Raw genomic sequence first — 18,775 nt, 5'->3', positions numbered from 1 at the left:
ACTCCGCGATCGTTTGTGCCATGAGCAAACAGATCTCGGATTGAAATTCGCAATACTCGAGGATCGTCACTGGCGCATCAGTAGGACCGATGGAAAAATCTGCGTCGGTTATGGGCGGTACTTGAGATTGTTCGTCGGGCAGCGGGGTGGGGAGGACATTGATGATCGTGCAGGCGAATACCGGCGTGGAAGTGGGTGGGATCACCGGATCGAGTACGATGAACGGAGTGATGGTTGTAACCGGCGTCGGCTCTTCCTTAGAACAGGAAATGATGAAGAAACTGGTACCGGCGAGAATAAGATTGAGTAGAATTTTTTTCATTTTTCTCTAAAGAGGACTTCAATTTCTGAAGACACTGGACACAGGGCAAATTATTGCTTTACTCTTTTCTGTAACTGCTCGAAAGACCACATCCAGGACATGGTGTTGATGAAATCAGCAAGCGAATCGCTTTTTGCGCGCAAGGCACGGACGGCGGGACCGACCGGGTCTTCTCCCGCCGCGCCGCCGGGGACATCGGCATAAGCACCATGAAACGCAAAATATGCCTGGTTGATCTTGCGCAGCAGATAACCGTTTCTTAAAAACACCTGCCTGCGTTCTTCCATGTAGGCTTCGGCTTCTTCGATTCTTCCTTCCGCCAGCAGGGCATCCGCATTGATTCTTGTCTCGTGCATTTGTGCACGGAAGTCGAATGGCGGGCGGACCAAGGTTCCGGGGTCAGGACGGTCAAATGGAAGCGAGATCAATTCAAATTGAGGAAAGGAGGCGGAGGGTTTTAATTCCGGATAGAATTTTTCAATAACCAATGCTCCAATCTCATCTCCAGCGATCGAAGCGGTGGTTTCGTTCATTGTGCGCAATTCGGGTGTTTCGTTGTAGAGAATTCCCAACGGACGAAGAGTGAGATAGTTATGAATCCATTCATGTGCGATCGTATTGAGCATCCAGTTCAAATCTGTCGTGCGCATCACCATGGTGGGATACACGCCCACACCGCCGATCTGAACGACAAGGGAGGAAACGTTCAAGCCTTCTGCCACTTTGTCTTCGAGTTCCACCTGTTCGTCCACGGTAATGCCGGTTTTTACCGAGATGTTTGCGGTTTGTTCGATGCGGTCGCGTGGAGAGACGATGAGCGCCATCGGCAAAGGCGTGGAGTGATACCAGACATTCGGGATGGTCTGACCAACTGCTGTGAGGCCGAGCTCTGCCAAAACCTGTGCGACCTGGTCCTGCAAAATTGCTTCAGCCAAGGGCGCGATCTCGCTTTGGCGCGCATAAAGATCAGCCAACTCGTTGCGGGTTGACAGGGTTGCCGTATCTTTGTCTGTAATCGATGGGTCTGCATAAAACTGCGATAGTTGGTATTCCTTTTCGAGAATGCTTTGAGTTGTGAGGATATAGCCCCCGACGATCTGCTTTTGGGTTTCGCGGTCGAGCGTATATGGCAGGTCCACGGATGCAGCGCGGATCTTAATGAGTGCGGCATCCGTCATCCACTCAGCGTAATCGAATTCAAGACTGCGCGTATATGCTCGTACTTTTTCGATTGGGTTGGTCAGAGAGGGATTGCTGAACCCTGTCAGCGCGGAAAGGATGAAGAGCAGGAACGTCATCTCGAGTCCGCGAAGAATGCGTTCGATCATGCTGGGATTATACCCAGTAAAATAACCTCGCAGGCTTGACGATGGGACTGCGGTAAAATTCGATGGATGAAATATTCCCAAGCATTTGTAAGCGGATGCCCTCCACTCGCAATTACTTAGAAAGCAGCAGTCAACTTTTCGATGAAACCAGCCGATCTTGAGAAATACCTGGACCATCTCGTCCAGCACCGACTGAAGCTCAGCACCATGATTTGGGGACCGCCCGGCATTGGGAAATCCTCAATCGTCGCTCAAACCGCCCGCGCGCATAAATTGCAGTTCATCGATGTGCGCCTCTCACAACTCGCTCCCACCGATTTACGCGGCTTGCCGGTTGCCGTAAAAGGGATTTCACGCTGGTATCCGCCCGAGTTCCTGCCGCGCAGCGGTAAGGGCGTTCTCTTTCTCGATGAGATCAACCTGGCGCCGCCCACGATGCAGGGAATGGCGCAGCAATTGATTTTGGACCGGCGAGTCGGCAGTTATGTGGTTCCAAATGGCTGGTTCATCTGGGCGGCGGGAAACCGCAGTGAGGACCGCGCGGCAGTGTTCGATATGCCGGCGCCGCTCGCCAACCGCTTTTTGCATTTGGAAGTCCAGCCCGATTTCGAAAGTTTCAAGAACTATGCGCTGGCAACGAATGCGCACGAGCATATAATCGCGTTTCTTTCATTCCGCCCCGAACTGCTCCACAAACTGGATCCGCAGCAGCCCGCCTGGCCATCGCCGCGTTCGTGGGAAATGGCAAGTCACCTGCACCGTGTTGGGTTGGACATAACTGCTGCGGTCGGCGCGGCAGCGGCAACAGAGTTCAATGCGTATACTGCGCTTTATCACAGCATCCCCGACCTGGCGCAAATTCTACGAGGTGAAGGCGGCGGAATTTCCTTTCCCGGCGAGCCGTCCATGCGATATGCGACAGTGGTCGGGCTTCTCACCCGCGTTGACGAGCCGCAATCGGGTTATCACGCGTTCCGCTGGATGACGCGCAACGCCCCAATGGAATGGGTGCAGCTTTGCGCGACCGACCTCTTCCGGCTCATGAGAGCGCGGCAGATGATCAAACCGCTTTTTGCAATGATCAACCAGGACCCGGAACTCGTTAAATGGATGGGGGAGTATCGCCGCTTGATGGGTGAACCTTCCGATGAAGCTTGATGAGGAACTCCAGCAAACGGTGAGCGCGTCGATCCTGCGCATCACCGAACGGAGCGCATTTTTTGCGACGCTGGCGCTCTACGCGCGTTTCGAAGCAAGTCGACAAATTCCAAGCGCGGCCACGGACGGGCGGACGATTTTCATCAACCCTGAGTTCTGGAATAAATTGACATCGCCGGAACAGGACGGGCTTTTACTACATGAAGTCTTGCATGCCGCGCTTCTCCATCCAACGAGGCGGGCGGGACGCCATCCACAGGTTTGGAATGCGGCGGCGGACATCGTCATCAACGGCATGATCTTGCAGGAGGGGTATCAACTGCCCGAGGGAGGGTTGCGAGATAAATCCCTCGAACGCCTCGGCACGGAAGAAGCGTATGAAGTCCTGATCAAGAAGGCGGGACCTCCTCCTCCGCCGATGAACGATCTGCTTGACGCATCTCCCGGAGATGCTGAGTCATCGCATGGAATGACCGGCTCGGGTCACGAAATGCAGGAACCAGGGCGGAAACCTGGCGTGGGTGAAGGCGAAGGAAAAGAATCGAAGGAAGCCCTTGAGGGCCACTGGCGTAACGCTCTGGAACAGGCTCAGATGGCGGCAAAGACTTTGGCGGCGGGAAAAATGCCGGCAGGAATTCAACGAGAGATGCCTGGTGTCATTGGGGCGCAATTGGATTGGCGGACATATCTATGGCGCTATCTTACGCAAACGCCAACCGATTTTCAGGATTTCGACCGGCGATTCGTCGGCCAGAGGATGTACCTTGATACGCTCGCCGGTGAATCGGTGCAGGTTTTGGTTTGCGTCGACACAAGCGGCTCGGTAGGCAGCGTCGAAATACAGACTTTCATCGGCGAAGTACGCGCCATTTTACGCGCATATCCACATTTACGTTGTGAACTGTATTATGCCGACGCTGCTTTATATGGACCATATCCACTTAAGCCAGATTCACAGATCCCCGCACCGCAAGGCGGAGGCGGAACCGATTTCCGCCCATTCTTCGCCCAGATTGCGGCGCATCCGTTTTTATGGGGAAAGACCGTGGCGATTTATCTCACGGATGGCATTGGTCGTTTTCCCGGTCAAGCGCCTCGCTGCCCCGTCCTTTGGGTGGTGACTCCCGGCGGGCTCGACCTTGACCGCTTCCCATTCGGCGAGGCGATCCGATTGTTGAAATCACAAACTGCGCCATTCATGGTTACACAATAGCGGGGATTGGATTCTGTAATTCGACCGCATGAGACTGATTGCTATTCATCCGATATTGCGGATTCTCTTTTCTTCCATTCCAGCCATACTTGATGCGCGGTGAGCTCGGCAATTCCCGGACGCGAAAAAACGACATCGTACCTGGCGACGAGTTCCTCACCTTCGTAGATCGTGTCCCAGCCCGCGATGATAAAGTGCTGCGGATCGGCCATCACTGCGCGGTAGGTGTCGATAATCGTGAACGCCGCCTCCCCCTCGATCAGGGTTCCGGTCATCTTGCGGAACGAAGTCTCACCCTCCCACAAGTTATCTATCGACACAAACCTGCCCGTCTGACGGATCTCCCAGATGTGCGCCGGACGGTCGATCTCCTGAGATTCACCGATCCAGCGGCCTGTGAATTGCCATGCGTGGGCGCGGACGTCTTCGCTCATTTAGAGTCTCTATATCGCATCATTTTATTGATTCGGTTTTTTTACATAATGGTATATGATGCCAAGCCATCGCCACTGCGCTTTACCCATCATTTGCTGAGTTGTTTCATCCGCTTGACGGACGCCGCCACCAATTCTTTCAAGACCTTTTTGTCCACGTCGTCCAGCCGCTTGATGTACAAACACCCCACGCTGGTCGTGAACTTGCCGATTTTCTTCAGCAGGGAGGCGTGAGTCTCGAAACCACCCATCAGGTACAGCGTCAGGTTTTGCTTGCGGGGCGAGAAACCGGTCAACATCCAGTTGCCTTCGCGCCCGCTTTTTCCCTTGTAGTGATAACTGCCGAAACCGATAATGCTCGATCCCCACATCTTCGGCTACTTCTTCGTGACCTGTTTCATCATCTTGAGGATCTCGAAGCAGTCCTTCCGTTTCCGCTCGTCGGCGACGCTATTGAGGAATTTCGTCACGCTCGCGTCGTTCACTTTCGTTTTGAGTTCGGTCTTTGCCATGCCAGCCTCCAATAAGCGGTATGTTAGCTTGCAGTTCTTATCAAACAAGCTCATTGATTTCGAGAAGAATTTTCATTGAGGTGAGAAAGAAAATTGAATACCATTCTTGTTTGATTAGCCAGAAAAAAGTTAGCCAATGTTGTATGATCTTCGATATGCGATAATCCGAGAAGCTTTCCTATTCTCAGAAGACCACTACCAATAATGTCATATGCACGTTCAAGATCATCCCATTTCACGGGCGGATCAATGGTCAGAGCCGCTGGATTGTTGATATGACGCCTATCAAGATGCGCAACCGTTGTATCACGCATCACTAATGCCGCTTGAATAGGGGCGTCAATTTCTTGCAACGCCGACTCGAATTCTGACAAAAACTCTGTCAGGTTTTTGTGAATTTCTTCGCCTAAACTTTTCTCCGAGCTGCGTATGGAATTAAATAAGTAATTAAGATTTATTGAATCATCGCGGGGTTTCATTGTATTAGCTAAGGCAAGCACTATAGTGTTGTAACTTGACAGATAGATAGCGATAACGAATTGGGAATTAACACCGTTCTTTGAAGTCGCTATTTGTTCACGCAAAGTCTTCAATACTACAAACGACAATGTGCCAGAATAGAAATAATCCAGCAATCGCTCATAGATTTGGATGATTTTACTGATTTCTTTGCTCATAAGTTGCTGACCACTTTCAGCTCATTTTTGCAAGTCAATATCGATTTGGGAAAAATTACTACCCGACCGAGATATTTTTACTTCTAAAGGCTCATTGTTTTCGGTATCAACGGCTTCAGTAATGCTAAAGATGCCGTATTTATCAATCGCGAAATGAGCTTTTACGGTCATTATCTTTTTGATGACGTTATTTGATTTATTAGCATAAAACCGAAAAATGCCCAAAATTGGATTCTCAACGGCGATCGACCGAAGACCTTGAAACAAACTCAAAATATATTGTCCATCAGAATTAATTTCAAGGTTGATGGTCTGATCAATCGAACACGGGATAATCGTACCAACCTTTATTAGTGGTTATAAGAGTCCATCGCTTTGCTCATATCCAATATTTAACGGCGTATAATCCAAAGTGTTTATATTCCCTATTTTGTGAGAAGTTGTCAGAATTTTACTTGCTGCCATACGCAACTTTATCGACCAATCATGATCCGGATAACGAAGCGAAAACAAATAACCGCCTGCGTATTCAAATAAATCAAATGAAAGGGGAAGGACGCCCATCGCCGGAAGATTAAATCTTTCTGCAATCTCTCTCTTTACACTTTCCGGGTCATATTTGGGATGCGCCTTGTTAATCAATAATTGTATTTTTGGTATTTCTAGAAATTGAGTAATATCTATAGTTGCCTGAGCCCTTTGAAGATCAATGTGGTCGGGAGTAAGGACAATGAGAAAAATATCAGCGGTTGCGATAGTGAGAAGGGTTATTTCATGCAATCCGGGATGCGTATCAATGAACAGATAATCGAGATCGAATTCAGTCATGGCGGTTTGCAGACCCTCGTTCAACTTGTTGAAATCCACGCCTTCACGCAATAATTGGCTGATCTCCTTGCCCTTGATGCTGGATGGAAATAAATAGAGTTCCTTGCCCGCCAATTGAGACCGCCCTTCGCCTTCCACGGTATTCGCTCCAACCGAATATCCAACCTCGCGAATGGTAGCCTTGCCATGCAAATAATCGTTCAGGGTCTTGCCCATCTTGTGTTCATCCAACCCGAAGAGCACATGGATGCCCGGCGACTGAATATCGGTATCTACAACCCCGACGCGCTCTCCAGTCAGCGCAAATTGCGCCGCGAGATTTGCCGTGATCATGGAATTTCCGTTACTGCTGCTAAACGAATTAACAACAATAAGTTTTGTTGAAATTCGCGATATCTCGTTTGATGACTGCGTCACTGGCAAATCATCTAGCAGCCTTAAGCCGCGTTGAATCAAGTTGGATCTATACGATGTAAGTTGATTATCTCCAACAATAACTATCTCATTCGGGCTAGGTGGGGCGTCTTTCTTCACTATAATGAACCTTGATAGATCAAGCCGTCATGGATTTCTTTGCGGCTTCGATTTTCTCTTTAAGGATTGCCGCCATTTCAGCAAGCATATCTCGTCCTCTTTTGCGGGCATCATCGGATTTAGTTTTGAGAATGTAAATCTTGCTGGTTAATATTTCATTAACTTTGGATCTAATGGATTCTATTCTTTCTTTTATTTTTGCTATGCTTCGGATCACTCGCACCAACTCATTACCAGTACCATCCCCAATTACCATTTCAGGGCTGTTCTCCCACTCATTAATGATCATTCTTAACCGGTCGATATCTCCGGACCGATAGGCAGCGTTAACCTCAGCCATGAATTTTGTCCGGCGAGCACGGTCTTCGTCGTCAATACCTAGATCGGGATGCATCAATTTAGCAGCTTTGCGATACAGCTCTTTGATTTCATCAGAGGGATTAAAGTGTTTAGATTGGATTTGTGATTCTGTTTCTGTTGCTCCTGCTGCACTTTCATTAGCTTGCTTCCGAAATTTCTCCGCTTGGGCTTGAGCTTCTGAATCATTGGGATTCTCCTGTGCATACTGTTCGGCAATCTTTGCTTCAATTTCGTCAAGTTGTGCCAGTAGAACTCCAATTGTTCGGATGTATTGCCCCTCAAAAAGATTTAACTCGTTTTCAAGTGTTGCGAGATTTAATTCTTCCTGAGCGAGCTGCAACTTTAGAGCCTCCAATTCGTCGCGCTTTCTATCTAGTTCTTCCTCTTCAGGCGTAGGTCTTGGAATAATTTTTTCAGTCATGGAATATTGATTTTGGTCGCCAATAACCATATTTTTTAACTGCGGTGAATATTCTTGCCTTGCATTAACCAAATACTCAGATGGAACAGGGGAAAGCTGTCGGTGAAGTACGCCGTACATGAAGTTATATAAAGATTGCTATGCCGTGGATTATATGGTGATCGCAATCATTGCGGCTATGATTGCCTAATTATACGCTCGGATTTCAAAATGTGAATATTAAAACGCAAACGGCAGAGACAACCGTCCCTGCCGTTCGAACGACCTGCCCTCAACAGGTAACGTAGTGACGACTTAAGTCCTCACTAAGTTTTACTTTTCAAATACTCATCGATCGCCAGCCCGGCTTTTCTTCCCGCCACCATCGCGGTGACAACAAGATCCGGTCCGGTCACACAATCGCCGCCGGAGAACACACCTTCGCGGCTCGTGCTCCCTTTGGCTTTGTCCTTGACCGTGATCAATCCCCAATCGTGTGTTTCAAGGTCGGGAGTCGTTTTGCTGATGATCGGATCGGGCCAATAACCGAGAGCAAGGATGGCGGTATCCGCTGCAACGCTGAAGTTCGAGCCCTCCACGGGCACGGGCTTGCGGCGGCCTTTTTTATCGGGCTCGCCGAGCACCATTTCGATGCATTCCACAGCGGCGAGTCTGCCGTCCGGTCCTGCGATGAACTTAACCGGCTGGGTCAGGAAGCGGTATTTCGCTCCTTCGTCCTTCGCCATCTGGCGGTCTTTCTTGCCGCCAGGCATTTCCTTTTCCGTTCGGCGGTACAAACAGGTCACCTCGTCGGCTTCGAGTCTCAATGCCGTGCGCAGGCAATCAGACGCTGTATCACCGCCGCCGATCACCACCACCCGCTTGCCGATCTCCAACGGCTTTCTCATCGACTCAGGAAGCTGATCCAAGGGGATGTTTCCGCGGATGAGGAAATCGGTCGCTTCATAGACTCCGGGGAGGTCGGTGCCCGGGGTGTCTTCCATTTTTGCATCCACTTCCGAACCGACACCGACAAAGACCGCATCGAAACCCTCGGCGAACAGATCGTCGATGGTCTTGTCCTTTCCGATATAAGTGTTGCCCTCGAACTTCGCTCCCGCGCGTTCGAACTCCTCCCATTTTTCCTGCCACACATCCTTCGGCAGTTTGAAATTCGGGATGCCGTAAACAAGCAATCCGCCCGGTTTCGGTTTGGATTCGAAAAACGTGACTTCATGTCCTTTTTGCAGGAGGATATCCGCGCATCCCAACCCCGCCGGTCCTGCCCCCACGATAGCAATTTTTCTTCCGCTGGGAATCGTCAATGGAATAATGTAGCCCTGCGTCCGTCGTTCGTAGTCAACGGTAAAGGCTTCGAGTTCGCCGCACAATACCGGGGTTTGATGTTTGTTCAGCACACAGGAGCCCTGGCACAGCGCCTCATGCGGACACACCCGCCCGCAGATTTCCGGCAGGGAACTGGTCTTATGGTAAATGCCCGCCGCTTCCACGAACTTTCCCTGCTCGATCAGCCACATCGCAGATGGGATATCGTTCGAGGTCGGGCATGCCACCATGCAGGGAGCCGGATCCGGGCAATGGATGCAGCGCGCGGCTTCGACCATGGCGCGTTCTGGCGAGAAGTCGATCACTACATCTTCGAAATCACAGGTGCGTACATCCGCCGGGCGAAGATCCAGATCGAAAAAAGGACGGTTTGCCCGTTCTCTGCGGTCGATGGCTAAGAATTCGCTTGGGACAGCCTGCATTCTTCCTCCAATTTAAATATAAACACAAGTAAGATAATTGGATGATACCCAATCAATTCGGAGATACAAAGACGTAAATGTCACAAAACAAAAAGACAATCGTCATGACTTTATTAGATATTTCTTAATGCGACGCCTGTGTCGTAATAAATATCTTCCCCTTGAATTAGAATTGTCTGGCTCGAATCTGCACATTTTATCCACATCATTTCGTATATAGTGTGATATACCCGTCATGGTTTCATCGGAGGTTTTCAATAATGCGTAAATTCCTTGCGAAAATATCGCGCCGCGCATGGATCGTCATCGGCGTGGTCGCCGTTATTCTGTTGGTTGTCCTGTTTTCGATGGCGCGCCAGCCTGAACAGGCGGTCTTCGAGACCATTCCCTTGGAGTATGGCGACCTTGCCGCATCCGTCGGCGCGACGGGCAGCGTCCGCGCAAACCGGACGGCCGTCCTCAATTGGCAGACGAATGGAATCATCGGAGCCGTAAACGTGGCTATCGGCGATACGGTCGCCAGTGGGGAGGTTCTTGCCGAACTCGACAAGGCCTCGCTCAGTCAGTCGATCATCCTCGCCGAGGCAGACCTGATCAATGCCCGGCAGGCGCTCGAAGACCTGCTCGAGTCGGATACCGCATTGATCGAAGCGCAAAAGGCTGTTGAAAAAGCGGAGGAAGCCTACGAGAAAGCCTACAACTGGCGCATGGAACTCAACGGGAAGATCGATATCAAGGAAGTGTATTACGACCAGTTTGGCGATTTGAAGATAAAGGAATACAGAGGTTTTGCCAGCCCCGAGACCATAGCCGAAGCCGACCGCGACCTTGCCCTTGCCGAGGCTAAACTTGAAGATGCCCGGCGCGAACTCGAGCGCTTGATGAAGGGCGAGGAATCCGATGCGGTACAGGCGGCTCGCGCCCGTGTCGCAGCAGCCGAGGCGACTTTGAATCTTGCCAGGCTGATCGCGCCTTTCGATGGCACGGTGACTCAGGCAAGCCCCAAGGTTGGAGACCAGGTCTCACCGGGAACTGTTGGATTCCGAGTGGATGATCTTTCGAGTCTGCTCGTGGATGTGCAAGTCTCCGAAGTGGATATCAATAGTGTCGCCATCGGCCAGGATGCAACTCTTGCCTTCGATGCCGTCTTGAACAAGGTATATCATGGCAAAGTCATGGAAGCGGGCCAGGCTGGCGATACGGTCGGCGGCGTCGTGAGTTTCACCGTCACCGTGGAATTGACCGACGCGGATGAACAGGTCAAGCCGGGGATGACCGCGGCGGTGAGCGTCATCGTCGAAGAGGTAAAAGATGCGTTGCTGATCCCGAACCGCGCCGTCCGATTGGTGGATGGGGAACGGGTCGTATATGTCCTTCAGGATGGAATCCCTCAACCAATCAAGATCACGCTCGGCGCATCCTCCGACACGATGAGCGTATTGATCCAGGGCGATCTGAAGGAGGGCGACTTGATCGTTCTCAACCCGCCCACATTCAGCGGCGGACCTTTTGGCGGAGACTAGCATGGACTGGGTCATCGAAGCGCGCGGCTTGACAAAGACCTACATCATGGGCGAGATCGAAGTGCAAGCCTTGCGCGATGTTTCCTTCAATGTGACTCGCGGGGAGGTCGTTGCGATCATGGGACCCAGCGGCTCCGGCAAATCCACCATGATGAACACGCTTGGTTGTCTCGATCGTCCGACCTCCGGTGAATACATCCTTGACAGCGAATCCGTCGCGCAGATGAACGACGATCAACTCGCAAGCGTGCGCAACCGAAAGATCGGATTCGTATTTCAAAGTTTCAATCTGTTATCGCGTCTCACCGCGTTGGGGAATGTCGAACTTCCTTTGCGTTATGCCGGTCTGTCTCAGGGACGCCGCGAACGCGCGCAGAAGGCGCTCGAAGCGGTCGGCTTGGCAGACCGTATGACCCATCGTCCATACGAACTATCCGGCGGGCAGCAGCAGCGCGTGGCGGTTGCGCGGGCATTGGTGAATAACCCGGCCATCATCATGGCGGACGAACCAACCGGCAACCTCGATTCAAAAGTAGGCAAAGAGATCATGAATCTTCTTCTTTCTTTGAATAAAGATCTCGGGACGACGCTGGTCATCGTCACGCACGATCAAAAGATCGCCGAGCAGGCGGAGCGCATCATCCGCTTGAAAGATGGAGAGTTGGACACCATCGAAAAGGGGAATGGAGCGGCGGCATGAGTTTTACGCAAGCCATTATCGAAGCGCTCGAAAGCCTGAACGGCAACAAGATGCGTTCCGGTCTCACCGTATTGGGTATTGTCATCGGTGTTGCTGCGGTCATTGCCATGCTGGCGGTGGGCAATGGCGCGCAGGCGTCCATCACGGGTTCGATCTCGAGTATCGGTACGAATTTGTTATTTGTTTTTACCGGAGCTCCGAACGATGAAGGACCTCCCGGTTCCGGCGCGCGGAGTGGGAACAATGATCGCCCACTCACGCTCGGAGATGCCAGCGCCTTGCTCGATCAATTTGCAGCCCCATCTGTCGAAATGGTTGCGCCTGCCATACAGGGCAGTGTTATTTTGACATTTTCGAGCGAGAAGACCACCACCCAGATCACAGGCGTCACGCCGGAATACTATCAAGTCCGCAACCTGGAAATGGCGGAAGGGGAATTCGTCAATCAAGAACACATCCTCGGGCGCATGTCAGTTGTGGTTCTTGGACCGGAAACCGCCACGGCTCTTTTCGGTCATGCAGACGGCGTGACCGGCGAAGTCATCCGAATCGAAGGTCAGCCTTTCCGCATCATCGGCGTTTTGGTGGCGCGCGGCGGCGGCGCGTTCGGCAGTGAAGATAACAGCGCGTACATCCCATTCACCACAGCGCAAGCCCGCCTCATCAAACGGAGCGCGCGCGACCAGGTGGATGTCATCTTCGTTCAGGCGGTCTCGGCAGAAGCCGTTCCGCAGGCAGTGGAGGAGATTTCCTCGATCATCCGTCAGCGGCACCGCACCCCGGTCGGCTTGGATGATTTCACCGTCTTCACCCAGCAGGATTTTCTCAGCATCTTCAGTCAGATCACCGGCGTGCTTACCATCTTTCTCGGCGGCATTGCTGGTATTTCGCTGTTGGTTGGCGGCATCGGCATCATGAATATCATGCTGGTATCGGTCACGGAACGGACCAAGGAGATCGGCTTGCGCAAAGCCCTCGGCGCGCGCAAGCGCGATATCCTTTTGCAGTTCCTCACCGAATCCTCCCTCTTGAGTCTCATCGGCGGGATCATCGGCATCATCTTCGGCTGGGTCATCGCGCGCATTGTCGAGCAGGTCGCCACCGCGACGGGCAACAACTTCATTCCCATCGTCGGGTGGGATGCGGTTCTCCTCTCCACCGGTTTTTCAGCAGCGATCGGTTTGTTCTTCGGCATCTATCCCGCCAGCCGCGCCGCCAACCTCGAACCCGTCGAAGCTTTGCGTTACGAATAATATGCGAACATCGCGAATGGTCGTGCCTGCCTTGCTGATTTCGTTGATCGCGCAGGGATGTTTCTTTGCCCGGATCGGGAACGAAAGCCCATCATCTGCTCAAACGGAATCACCTCTTGAATCGACGCCCACAACTCGACCGGAATCTTCCCCGCTTCCTCCCACAGCGACGCTTATTCCTGTGTCGGCACAGTTAGCCACGCCGGAGTCGCTTCCATCCGTCCGCATAATCGCTTCGGAAGGGAATCTCTACATCCGCCGCGGACCCGGCACCGAGTACAACCGCATCGGTTTGTTGAAAAAAGGCGAAACTGCGCAGGTCATCGGGCGGGATGTGCTGTCAAAGTGGGTGCAGGTCATCCTCCCGAATACGGAATTCACCGGCTGGGTTTCCCTGCTTACCCCGTTCACAAAACTCGAAGGCGATTTGTCTCGGGTCGAATCGTTTACATTCACCGACTGGCCCCAACCCGCCTACATCAAGAACTGCACCGAACACGACCTCATCATCGGACCGAACGAACTTTATCTTTATAACTTGTTTACCAACAGCAGATATTTAAATGAAGTACAGGTCGACCCAGGCGTGTATGATATTTACGACCTTTTTCTTCCCGACGAGCCAAAGATCCAGACCGTGGACGTTCAGGAGGGCGAAACAATCTACATCACAGTCGACGGAAACGGCACGGAGCACCTCTGCCCTTGATGTAAAATTATTCATACGGATACCTTCTGGGTAGTCTACCTGTTTGAAAATGATCTGCATACGAATAAAGAGTAGGATACTTTTTGATATGCGATAAGTGAGGTATGAATGCGCCTTCTATTACCGACAATCTATGTTGCATTTATTAGCGTTACAACTTTCGCCATTCCTTACAATACTCCTCCTGAAACTCCGTGGTTTATTGAGCATTTAACATTTGCTCCAGTCGAACTTCCGCAAGGGATTTTGGTTTCAGACGTTTCTGAAGAAGATTCTTACAGCGACGCGTTTGATTATGTGGTGATTAAGAATTTGTCCTCAACACCTCTCTTTCTTATTGAAACCCCCGATGATGAATACGAGACATTTGAGTTTATTATTAGTGAATTCCCAATGGGGACCGGACCCATGTATAAGGTAGTGGACGGGAAGGCTTATTTTTGGAAAAAACGATCCAACGATTCTGGTACTGGTTATAACTATGCTTGGGGAAAAGAAACGTCAAGGGATGATTTAATTTGGGTTTTTGCATATATGAACCGAATTCGAACTGAAACTGGCACCGTGATGGAACTTGAAATGTTGAATAAGGTCTACGAGGAAAGACCCGATGATGTTGAAATCCCGAAACCTCAAAATGTATTTTTACCGATGATCTATGGTTCTGATGCATTGCGAATTCCGATGATGGTTTCATATACTCTAAATAAGAATTATATTTCGTTATCCGAATACACTAAAGCCTCTTCTTTTTATTATTATATCGATATAATCGGTATAGCATGTGTTTATTTGTCACCCTTACTCTTATTTGCGCTTGCACTTAAATTCTTAATAAATTGGGGTTCAAAACACAGGACGAATTAACCCACTCGCCTAATCTTGCTACGCGTTTGTCAACCAACCCAAACAGAGTCCATAGTCGTGATTTTCTGACTCTACCTTGTCACGCGTTGAAACTCATCTTCTCCCTCACATCCCTTGGCAATTCGGGTAAATTACTTCGCTCGATCAAAAATGTCGAGACTTCGGTCAATTCCTTGAAAATATAATGCTGTCTTAATGCGCCTTCGAGATAGCCCGCTCCGCTCGTGCCGCCGGTTCCCACCCGCATCCCGATCATGCGCCGCGCCATCAGCATGTGTTTATAGCGAAACTGCGAAAGCATTTCGTCGATGTCGATCAGGGTGGTCAGCAGGTCGAACGGTTGTTGGAAGATCGGCAGGTTGCGGTACAGCATGATGAACAATACCGCCCGCATGGCATTCACCGAGAATTCCCCCAAGCCTTCCTTGTAAAAGACCCTGTCCAATTCATCCAGTTGACGCATTTCAACCGGCCCATTGAGGCTGTTCCGGTAAATCTGCTTGTAGTCACTCCAGAATTTGTGAATATCTTCCCCGCCTGGGAATCGAGCCCGGTAATCCTTCCATGATGACTCGTCGAAGAAGGGAGTGCGCTCCGCCCACTTGATGATCAGACTCTTCAGCGTCGCCTCGGATTCTGTGGCAGTGATTGCGTCGTAATTCCGCTGGTTGAATCCACCCGGACGCGTGTTCTTGTAATAATTCGCCTTATAGCGTTGGTCCATTTTGAGTCCCAGCTTGGCTTCGATGATGCGGAATTGCAGGCTTTGGAATCCGGAAGAGGGCAATAGCAGATCGCGGAATTCAAGAAAGTCCATCGGCGTCATCGTTTCGAGGACGTCCACCTGGCGGTTGACGACATCGAAGATTCTAACGACCCGTTTCAACTTATGAACGGCGATGCTTATCTCCCCGGCGTTGTCAGGGACATTGTCCGTGTCGAAGATGCTGCGTACTTGATCCAGCTCATGGATGATCATCTTGAACCACAGCTCGTACGCCTGATGGACGATGATAAACAGCATCTCATCTGTATTATTTCCGCTTTTTGGGTGTTGCGCACCGAGAATCTTATCGAGTTCAAGATAATCGGAGTAATACAAAGGTTCGGGTTTTTTAGCCATCGGCTCCTCCGGTTTGCGGATGTAAAAAAATAAAATCGATTGTACCCAGAAAGATGGCTGACTCATGTGTAACTTTTTTGCCTCGAATGGATAATGTAAGATTGAGACAACATGCTCACCTTACATGAAATCTACGAGCGGCATTCCAGAGATGTCTATCGATATGCCTTCTGGCTTTCGGGCAGCGCCGATGACGCTGACGACATCACCTCCGAAACCTTTGCGCGTGCATGGGTTGGACGCGATGAGATTCGTACCGAAACGGTCAAGGCATACCTGTTCGCGATAGCCAGGAACCTTTACCTGAAAGGACTCAGACATTCGAAACGCACGGTGAATTTGAACGCCCATCACGCGGACCCACAGCCTGCTCCTGGCGAATCGGTCCCCATCTTTGCAGGAGATCCCTGCGCCGCTCAAAAAGGAGAATGAAATGGACGCTTTAAAGAAAGTACGCAAATTGATGGTTCAGCACAATGTGTTTCTGGCTCTGGCAGGGATCCTGACCATCATGATGGGCATCGCCTACATCTTTTTGTGGGACTAGCCACGCGGCACACAGGCACCCTTCGTCTTTGGCGGGCTCGCGGCCTTTTTCTGGGTTGCGTTTTTCTGGGTGAATAGGAAGATCAGCGAATAACCAAAAATGGACGATGGATCGCGCTCGATGGTCCACCGTCCATTGTCTATGGTCCATTACAGCGGCTCAAACCTCGCCGTGAAGTGACGCAGCAATTCAGGCGCGTAGGTAAATTTATAGCCCTTCACTTTATCTGCTCGCGATTTGATGGCGGCGAGACAATCGGCTACATAATCGAGGTGACTTTGCGTGTACGTTCGTCTTGGAATGGCGAGGCGCAGCAGTTCCAATTTTGGGTAATGCCATTTGCCATCTTCCGGGTCGAGACAGGCGAACATGACCGAGCCGATCTCCACACCGCGGATGCCGCCTTCACGATAGAGTTCTACAGCCAAAGCCTGCGCGGGGAATTCGTAATTGGGGATGTGAGGAAGGATCCTTCCGGCATTGACGTATACGCCGTGGCCTCCGGTCGGCTGAATGGTGGGAATCCCGGCTTCGTTCAGGCGTGAGGCGAGATACGCTGTTTGCCCAAGACGATAGGCAAGATAGTCTTCGTCCAAGCCCTCGTAAAGTCCGACTGCCATGGCATCGAGATCGCGCCCGGCGAGTCCGCCATAGGTTGGGAAGCCCTCGCGCAGGATCAATTCGTTCTTGAGATTTTGGGATAAAGTTTCATCGTTCAAGCATAACAACCCGCCGATGTTGACGATGGCATCCTTCTTCGCGGACATGCACATGCCGTCTGCCAGCGAGAACATTTCACGAGCGATCTCTTTGACCGATTTCCGCTCAAAGCCAGGTTCCCGCTGTTTGATGAAGAAACAGTTTTCGGCGTAGCGCGCGGCGTCGATAAAGAACGGGATTCCGTTCTCGTGATAGAGATCCGCCACAGCCTTGAGATTCTCCATCGAAACGGGCTGACCGCCTCCGGCATTGTTCGTGACGGTGATCATGCCAAAGGGAATTTGCTCACGCCCATACTTTGCGATGAAAGCCTTGAGCTTGTTGATATCCATGTTGCCCTTGAAGGGATGGCGATTTTCGGGATCGTGAGCTTCGTCGATGACGAGGTTGGCGGGTCGTCCCTGCCTTGCGCGGATGTTGGCGTCGGTGGTATCGAAGTGCATATTGCTCGGCACCCATTGACCGGGCTTGACCAAAACCGACACGAGGATATTTTCGGCGGCGCGGCCTTGATGAGTCGGCATGAAATACTTGAACCCAAACACGTCGTCCACGGCGTTCTTGAGGCGGTGATAGGATCGCGCGCCCGCATAAGACTCGTCGCCGCGCATCAGCGCCGCCCATTGTTCCTGACTCATCGCGCCGGTGCCGGAGTCGGTCAGCAGGTCGATGAACATGTCTTCGGCTTTCATGAGAAAGAGGTTGTAGCCTGCCTCTTTGAGTGCCGCCTCTCGCGCCTTACGCGGAATGAGCCGGATGGGTTCCACGACTTTGATGCGGAACGGTTCAGGGGGATAGGGATGGGAAGTCATTTTTTCTCCTTAATTTGAGTGTGCGTCAAATCTTGGGTAGCGAGCCTGGCGTGTGCCCCTGTGTGTTGCCATTCGGTCTCCAATGACAAGCCCATTTTATGATTAATCCCTGTTTTATGGCTGTAACAAATGTCATGAAAATTGATAGATTTTAGTTGATTAGTGACAAGAGGGTAATTCAAACCAGTTCCCACCTTTTTGTGCCCATCCATTCCTGATTGTGATCTCCACATGAACGAACAGATTCCCGGCCTTCTGCTTTTAAGCCGGAAATATCAGGAAAATTGACACGAGGAGGGCGGTTTGACGTGGTGCTAATATAAAAGACGGTTCAAGGAAACCTTTGGAAAGGGCAGAGCCATGTTAAAGATATTCAAACGCAAAGAGGATGTTTTCAATAAGCTCCTCATCGATCAAGCCAACCTTACCTATGACGGTCTTAAGCTGCTGGCGAAATATCTCGAGTCGCCTGGCACCGAAATCTCGGATGCCCTGTCTCTAAAAGAGAAGGAGGCGGACGAGGTCCGGCGCATCCTGATCGATGAGTTGAACCACACCTTTGTCACGCCGTTCGACCGCGAGGATATCTTTGCCCTCTCACGCTCGATCGACGACATGGTGGATTATGCCGACACGACCGTTGTGGAAATGGGTATTTTAAAGGTTCAACCGACCGATTACATGCGGCGGATGAGCTCCCTCTTGAAGGATGCAGGCTGGGAGATCCAACAGGCGGTCCAGAGGCTCAAGAACAACCCGGGCGTGGCGATCGGACATGCCCAGCGCGCCAAGGCTTTGGAGAATCGGGTCGAATCCATTTACCGGGAGGCGGTGGCGGACCTTTTCAGCGGACCCGAGGATATCCATCACGTGACGGAAATGTTGAAGGAGCGCGAAGTCTATCGCCACCTTTCCAATGCGGCTGACCGCGGCGACGAAGCGGCGAATGTCATCGCAGATATCGTTGTGAAGAGGACATAGGTTCA

Annotated in this window: 18 protein-coding genes and 1 pseudogene; 9 read left to right on the top strand and 10 right to left on the bottom strand. The window is 51.2% G+C overall.

Annotated features, from left to right (window positions below):
• Positions 1-372 precede the first annotated feature (372 nt).
• The gene (locus HS100_20330) at positions 373-1,650 is read right to left on the bottom strand and encodes a hypothetical protein (protein ID MBE7436273.1); all 1,278 of its coding nucleotides are present in this window, start codon (positions 1,648-1,650) and stop codon (positions 373-375) included.
• 141 nt (positions 1,651-1,791) lie between these two features.
• Between HS100_20330 and HS100_20325 the strand changes: the two genes are divergently transcribed.
• Both HS100_20325 and HS100_20320 read left to right on the top strand, forming a co-directional pair.
• Positions 1,792-2,808 (top strand): MoxR family ATPase, encoded by a 1,017-nt coding sequence (locus HS100_20325; protein MBE7436272.1) that lies wholly within the window; start codon positions 1,792-1,794, stop codon positions 2,806-2,808.
• Positions 2,798-4,021, top strand: a complete 1,224-nt coding sequence (locus HS100_20320) for a hypothetical protein (GenBank protein ID MBE7436271.1) — start codon at positions 2,798-2,800, stop codon at positions 4,019-4,021. The genes HS100_20325 and HS100_20320 overlap by 11 nt, the downstream gene beginning before the upstream one ends.
• A gap of 41 nt (positions 4,022-4,062) precedes the next feature.
• On the opposite strand, the gene HS100_20315 is transcribed toward HS100_20320, so the two are convergent.
• The 7 genes and pseudogenes from HS100_20315 to HS100_20285 all read right to left on the bottom strand — a co-directional run bounded on the left by HS100_20315 (position 4,063) and on the right by HS100_20285 (position 9,535).
• Positions 4,063-4,455 carry a hypothetical protein gene (locus tag HS100_20315; GenBank protein MBE7436270.1) on the bottom strand — a complete coding sequence of 131 codons (393 nt, stop codon included), beginning with the start codon at positions 4,453-4,455 and terminating at the stop codon, positions 4,063-4,065.
• Positions 4,456-4,544: 89 nt separating this feature from the next.
• Positions 4,545-4,967 (bottom strand): annotated as a pseudogene (locus HS100_20310) (DUF1801 domain-containing protein).
• A gap of 50 nt (positions 4,968-5,017) precedes the next feature.
• Positions 5,018-5,644, bottom strand: coding sequence for a hypothetical protein (locus HS100_20305; protein ID MBE7436269.1), 627 nt, complete (start codon positions 5,642-5,644; stop codon positions 5,018-5,020).
• A 21-nt stretch (positions 5,645-5,665) separates the two neighbouring features.
• Positions 5,666-5,815, bottom strand: a complete 150-nt coding sequence (locus tag HS100_20300) for a hypothetical protein (protein ID MBE7436268.1) — start codon at positions 5,813-5,815, stop codon at positions 5,666-5,668.
• Between the two features lie 186 nt (positions 5,816-6,001).
• Positions 6,002-6,805 carry an AAA family ATPase gene (locus HS100_20295; protein ID MBE7436267.1) on the bottom strand — a complete coding sequence of 268 codons (804 nt, stop codon included), beginning with the start codon at positions 6,803-6,805 and terminating at the stop codon, positions 6,002-6,004.
• 220 nt (positions 6,806-7,025) lie between these two features.
• The gene (locus HS100_20290; GenBank protein MBE7436266.1) at positions 7,026-7,907 is read right to left on the bottom strand and encodes a hypothetical protein; all 882 of its coding nucleotides are present in this window, start codon (positions 7,905-7,907) and stop codon (positions 7,026-7,028) included.
• A gap of 185 nt (positions 7,908-8,092) precedes the next feature.
• Entirely contained in the window at positions 8,093-9,535 is a 1,443-nt protein-coding gene (locus tag HS100_20285; GenBank protein ID MBE7436265.1) for an NAD(P)-dependent oxidoreductase, read from the bottom strand.
• A gap of 260 nt (positions 9,536-9,795) precedes the next feature.
• On the opposite strand from HS100_20285, the gene HS100_20280 reads away from it, so the two are divergent.
• From HS100_20280 to HS100_20260, 5 genes are all read left to right on the top strand, one after another.
• Positions 9,796-11,058, top strand: a complete 1,263-nt coding sequence (locus tag HS100_20280) for an efflux RND transporter periplasmic adaptor subunit (protein MBE7436264.1) — start codon at positions 9,796-9,798, stop codon at positions 11,056-11,058.
• Position 11,059: 1 nt separating this feature from the next.
• Positions 11,060-11,758 (top strand): ABC transporter ATP-binding protein, encoded by a 699-nt coding sequence (locus HS100_20275; GenBank protein MBE7436263.1) that lies wholly within the window; start codon positions 11,060-11,062, stop codon positions 11,756-11,758.
• Positions 11,755-13,011, top strand: a complete 1,257-nt coding sequence (locus tag HS100_20270) for an ABC transporter permease (protein ID MBE7436262.1) — start codon at positions 11,755-11,757, stop codon at positions 13,009-13,011. Before HS100_20275 ends, HS100_20270 begins: the two co-directional genes overlap by 4 nt.
• Position 13,012: 1 nt before the next feature.
• A complete protein-coding gene (locus tag HS100_20265) occupies positions 13,013-13,720 on the top strand; it encodes an SH3 domain-containing protein (protein MBE7436261.1) in 708 nt (235 codons plus the stop codon).
• Positions 13,721-13,828: 108 nt separating this feature from the next.
• On the top strand, positions 13,829-14,587 hold the full coding sequence (locus HS100_20260; GenBank protein ID MBE7436260.1) for a hypothetical protein: 759 nt from the start codon (positions 13,829-13,831) through the stop codon (positions 14,585-14,587).
• 79 nt (positions 14,588-14,666) lie between these two features.
• Here the strand turns inward: HS100_20260 and HS100_20255 are convergent, their stop codons facing one another.
• A complete protein-coding gene (locus HS100_20255; GenBank protein ID MBE7436259.1) occupies positions 14,667-15,710 on the bottom strand; it encodes a tryptophan 2,3-dioxygenase in 1,044 nt (347 codons plus the stop codon).
• Positions 15,711-15,821: 111 nt separating this feature from the next.
• On the opposite strand from HS100_20255, the gene HS100_20250 reads away from it, so the two are divergent.
• The gene (locus tag HS100_20250) at positions 15,822-16,142 is read left to right on the top strand and encodes an RNA polymerase sigma factor (protein ID MBE7436258.1); all 321 of its coding nucleotides are present in this window, start codon (positions 15,822-15,824) and stop codon (positions 16,140-16,142) included.
• Between the two features lie 264 nt (positions 16,143-16,406).
• Here HS100_20250 and HS100_20245 read toward each other — a convergent pair whose 3' ends face one another.
• On the bottom strand, positions 16,407-17,789 hold the full coding sequence (locus tag HS100_20245) for a tryptophanase (GenBank protein ID MBE7436257.1): 1,383 nt from the start codon (positions 17,787-17,789) through the stop codon (positions 16,407-16,409).
• A 360-nt stretch (positions 17,790-18,149) separates the two neighbouring features.
• On the opposite strand from HS100_20245, the gene HS100_20240 reads away from it, so the two are divergent.
• On the top strand, positions 18,150-18,770 hold the full coding sequence (locus tag HS100_20240; GenBank protein ID MBE7436256.1) for a DUF47 family protein: 621 nt from the start codon (positions 18,150-18,152) through the stop codon (positions 18,768-18,770).
• Positions 18,771-18,775 lie beyond the last annotated feature (5 nt).

It is taken from the genome of Anaerolineales bacterium (genome assembly GCA_015075725.1).
GTDB lineage: Bacteria > Chloroflexota > Anaerolineae > Anaerolineales > Villigracilaceae > Villigracilis.
Note: the sequence above shows the minus strand (reverse complement) of the source record. Positions and strands in the feature narration are given on the sequence as shown.

Coding starts and splice junctions, on each gene's coding strand:
- HS100_20260 (MBE7436260.1), top strand. CDS start 13,829: ATGCGCCTTCTATTACCGACAATCTATGTTGCATTTATTAGCGTTACA.
- HS100_20295 (MBE7436267.1), bottom strand. CDS start 6,805: ATGATCACGGCAAATCTCGCGGCGCAATTTGCGCTGACTGGAGAGCGC.
- HS100_20315 (MBE7436270.1), bottom strand. CDS start 4,455: ATGAGCGAAGACGTCCGCGCCCACGCATGGCAATTCACAGGCCGCTGG.
- HS100_20280 (MBE7436264.1), top strand. CDS start 9,796: ATGCGTAAATTCCTTGCGAAAATATCGCGCCGCGCATGGATCGTCATC.
- HS100_20240 (MBE7436256.1), top strand. CDS start 18,150: ATGTTAAAGATATTCAAACGCAAAGAGGATGTTTTCAATAAGCTCCTC.
- HS100_20275 (MBE7436263.1), top strand. CDS start 11,060: ATGGACTGGGTCATCGAAGCGCGCGGCTTGACAAAGACCTACATCATG.
- HS100_20250 (MBE7436258.1), top strand. CDS start 15,822: ATGCTCACCTTACATGAAATCTACGAGCGGCATTCCAGAGATGTCTAT.
- HS100_20285 (MBE7436265.1), bottom strand. CDS start 9,535: ATGCAGGCTGTCCCAAGCGAATTCTTAGCCATCGACCGCAGAGAACGG.
- HS100_20320 (MBE7436271.1), top strand. CDS start 2,798: ATGAAGCTTGATGAGGAACTCCAGCAAACGGTGAGCGCGTCGATCCTG.
- HS100_20245 (MBE7436257.1), bottom strand. CDS start 17,789: ATGACTTCCCATCCCTATCCCCCTGAACCGTTCCGCATCAAAGTCGTG.
- HS100_20300 (MBE7436268.1), bottom strand. CDS start 5,815: ATGACCGTAAAAGCTCATTTCGCGATTGATAAATACGGCATCTTTAGC.
- HS100_20325 (MBE7436272.1), top strand. CDS start 1,792: ATGAAACCAGCCGATCTTGAGAAATACCTGGACCATCTCGTCCAGCAC.
- HS100_20265 (MBE7436261.1), top strand. CDS start 13,013: ATGCGAACATCGCGAATGGTCGTGCCTGCCTTGCTGATTTCGTTGATC.
- HS100_20305 (MBE7436269.1), bottom strand. CDS start 5,644: ATGAGCAAAGAAATCAGTAAAATCATCCAAATCTATGAGCGATTGCTG.
- HS100_20255 (MBE7436259.1), bottom strand. CDS start 15,710: ATGGCTAAAAAACCCGAACCTTTGTATTACTCCGATTATCTTGAACTC.
- HS100_20270 (MBE7436262.1), top strand. CDS start 11,755: ATGAGTTTTACGCAAGCCATTATCGAAGCGCTCGAAAGCCTGAACGGC.
- HS100_20330 (MBE7436273.1), bottom strand. CDS start 1,650: ATGATCGAACGCATTCTTCGCGGACTCGAGATGACGTTCCTGCTCTTC.
- HS100_20290 (MBE7436266.1), bottom strand. CDS start 7,907: ATGTACGGCGTACTTCACCGACAGCTTTCCCCTGTTCCATCTGAGTAT.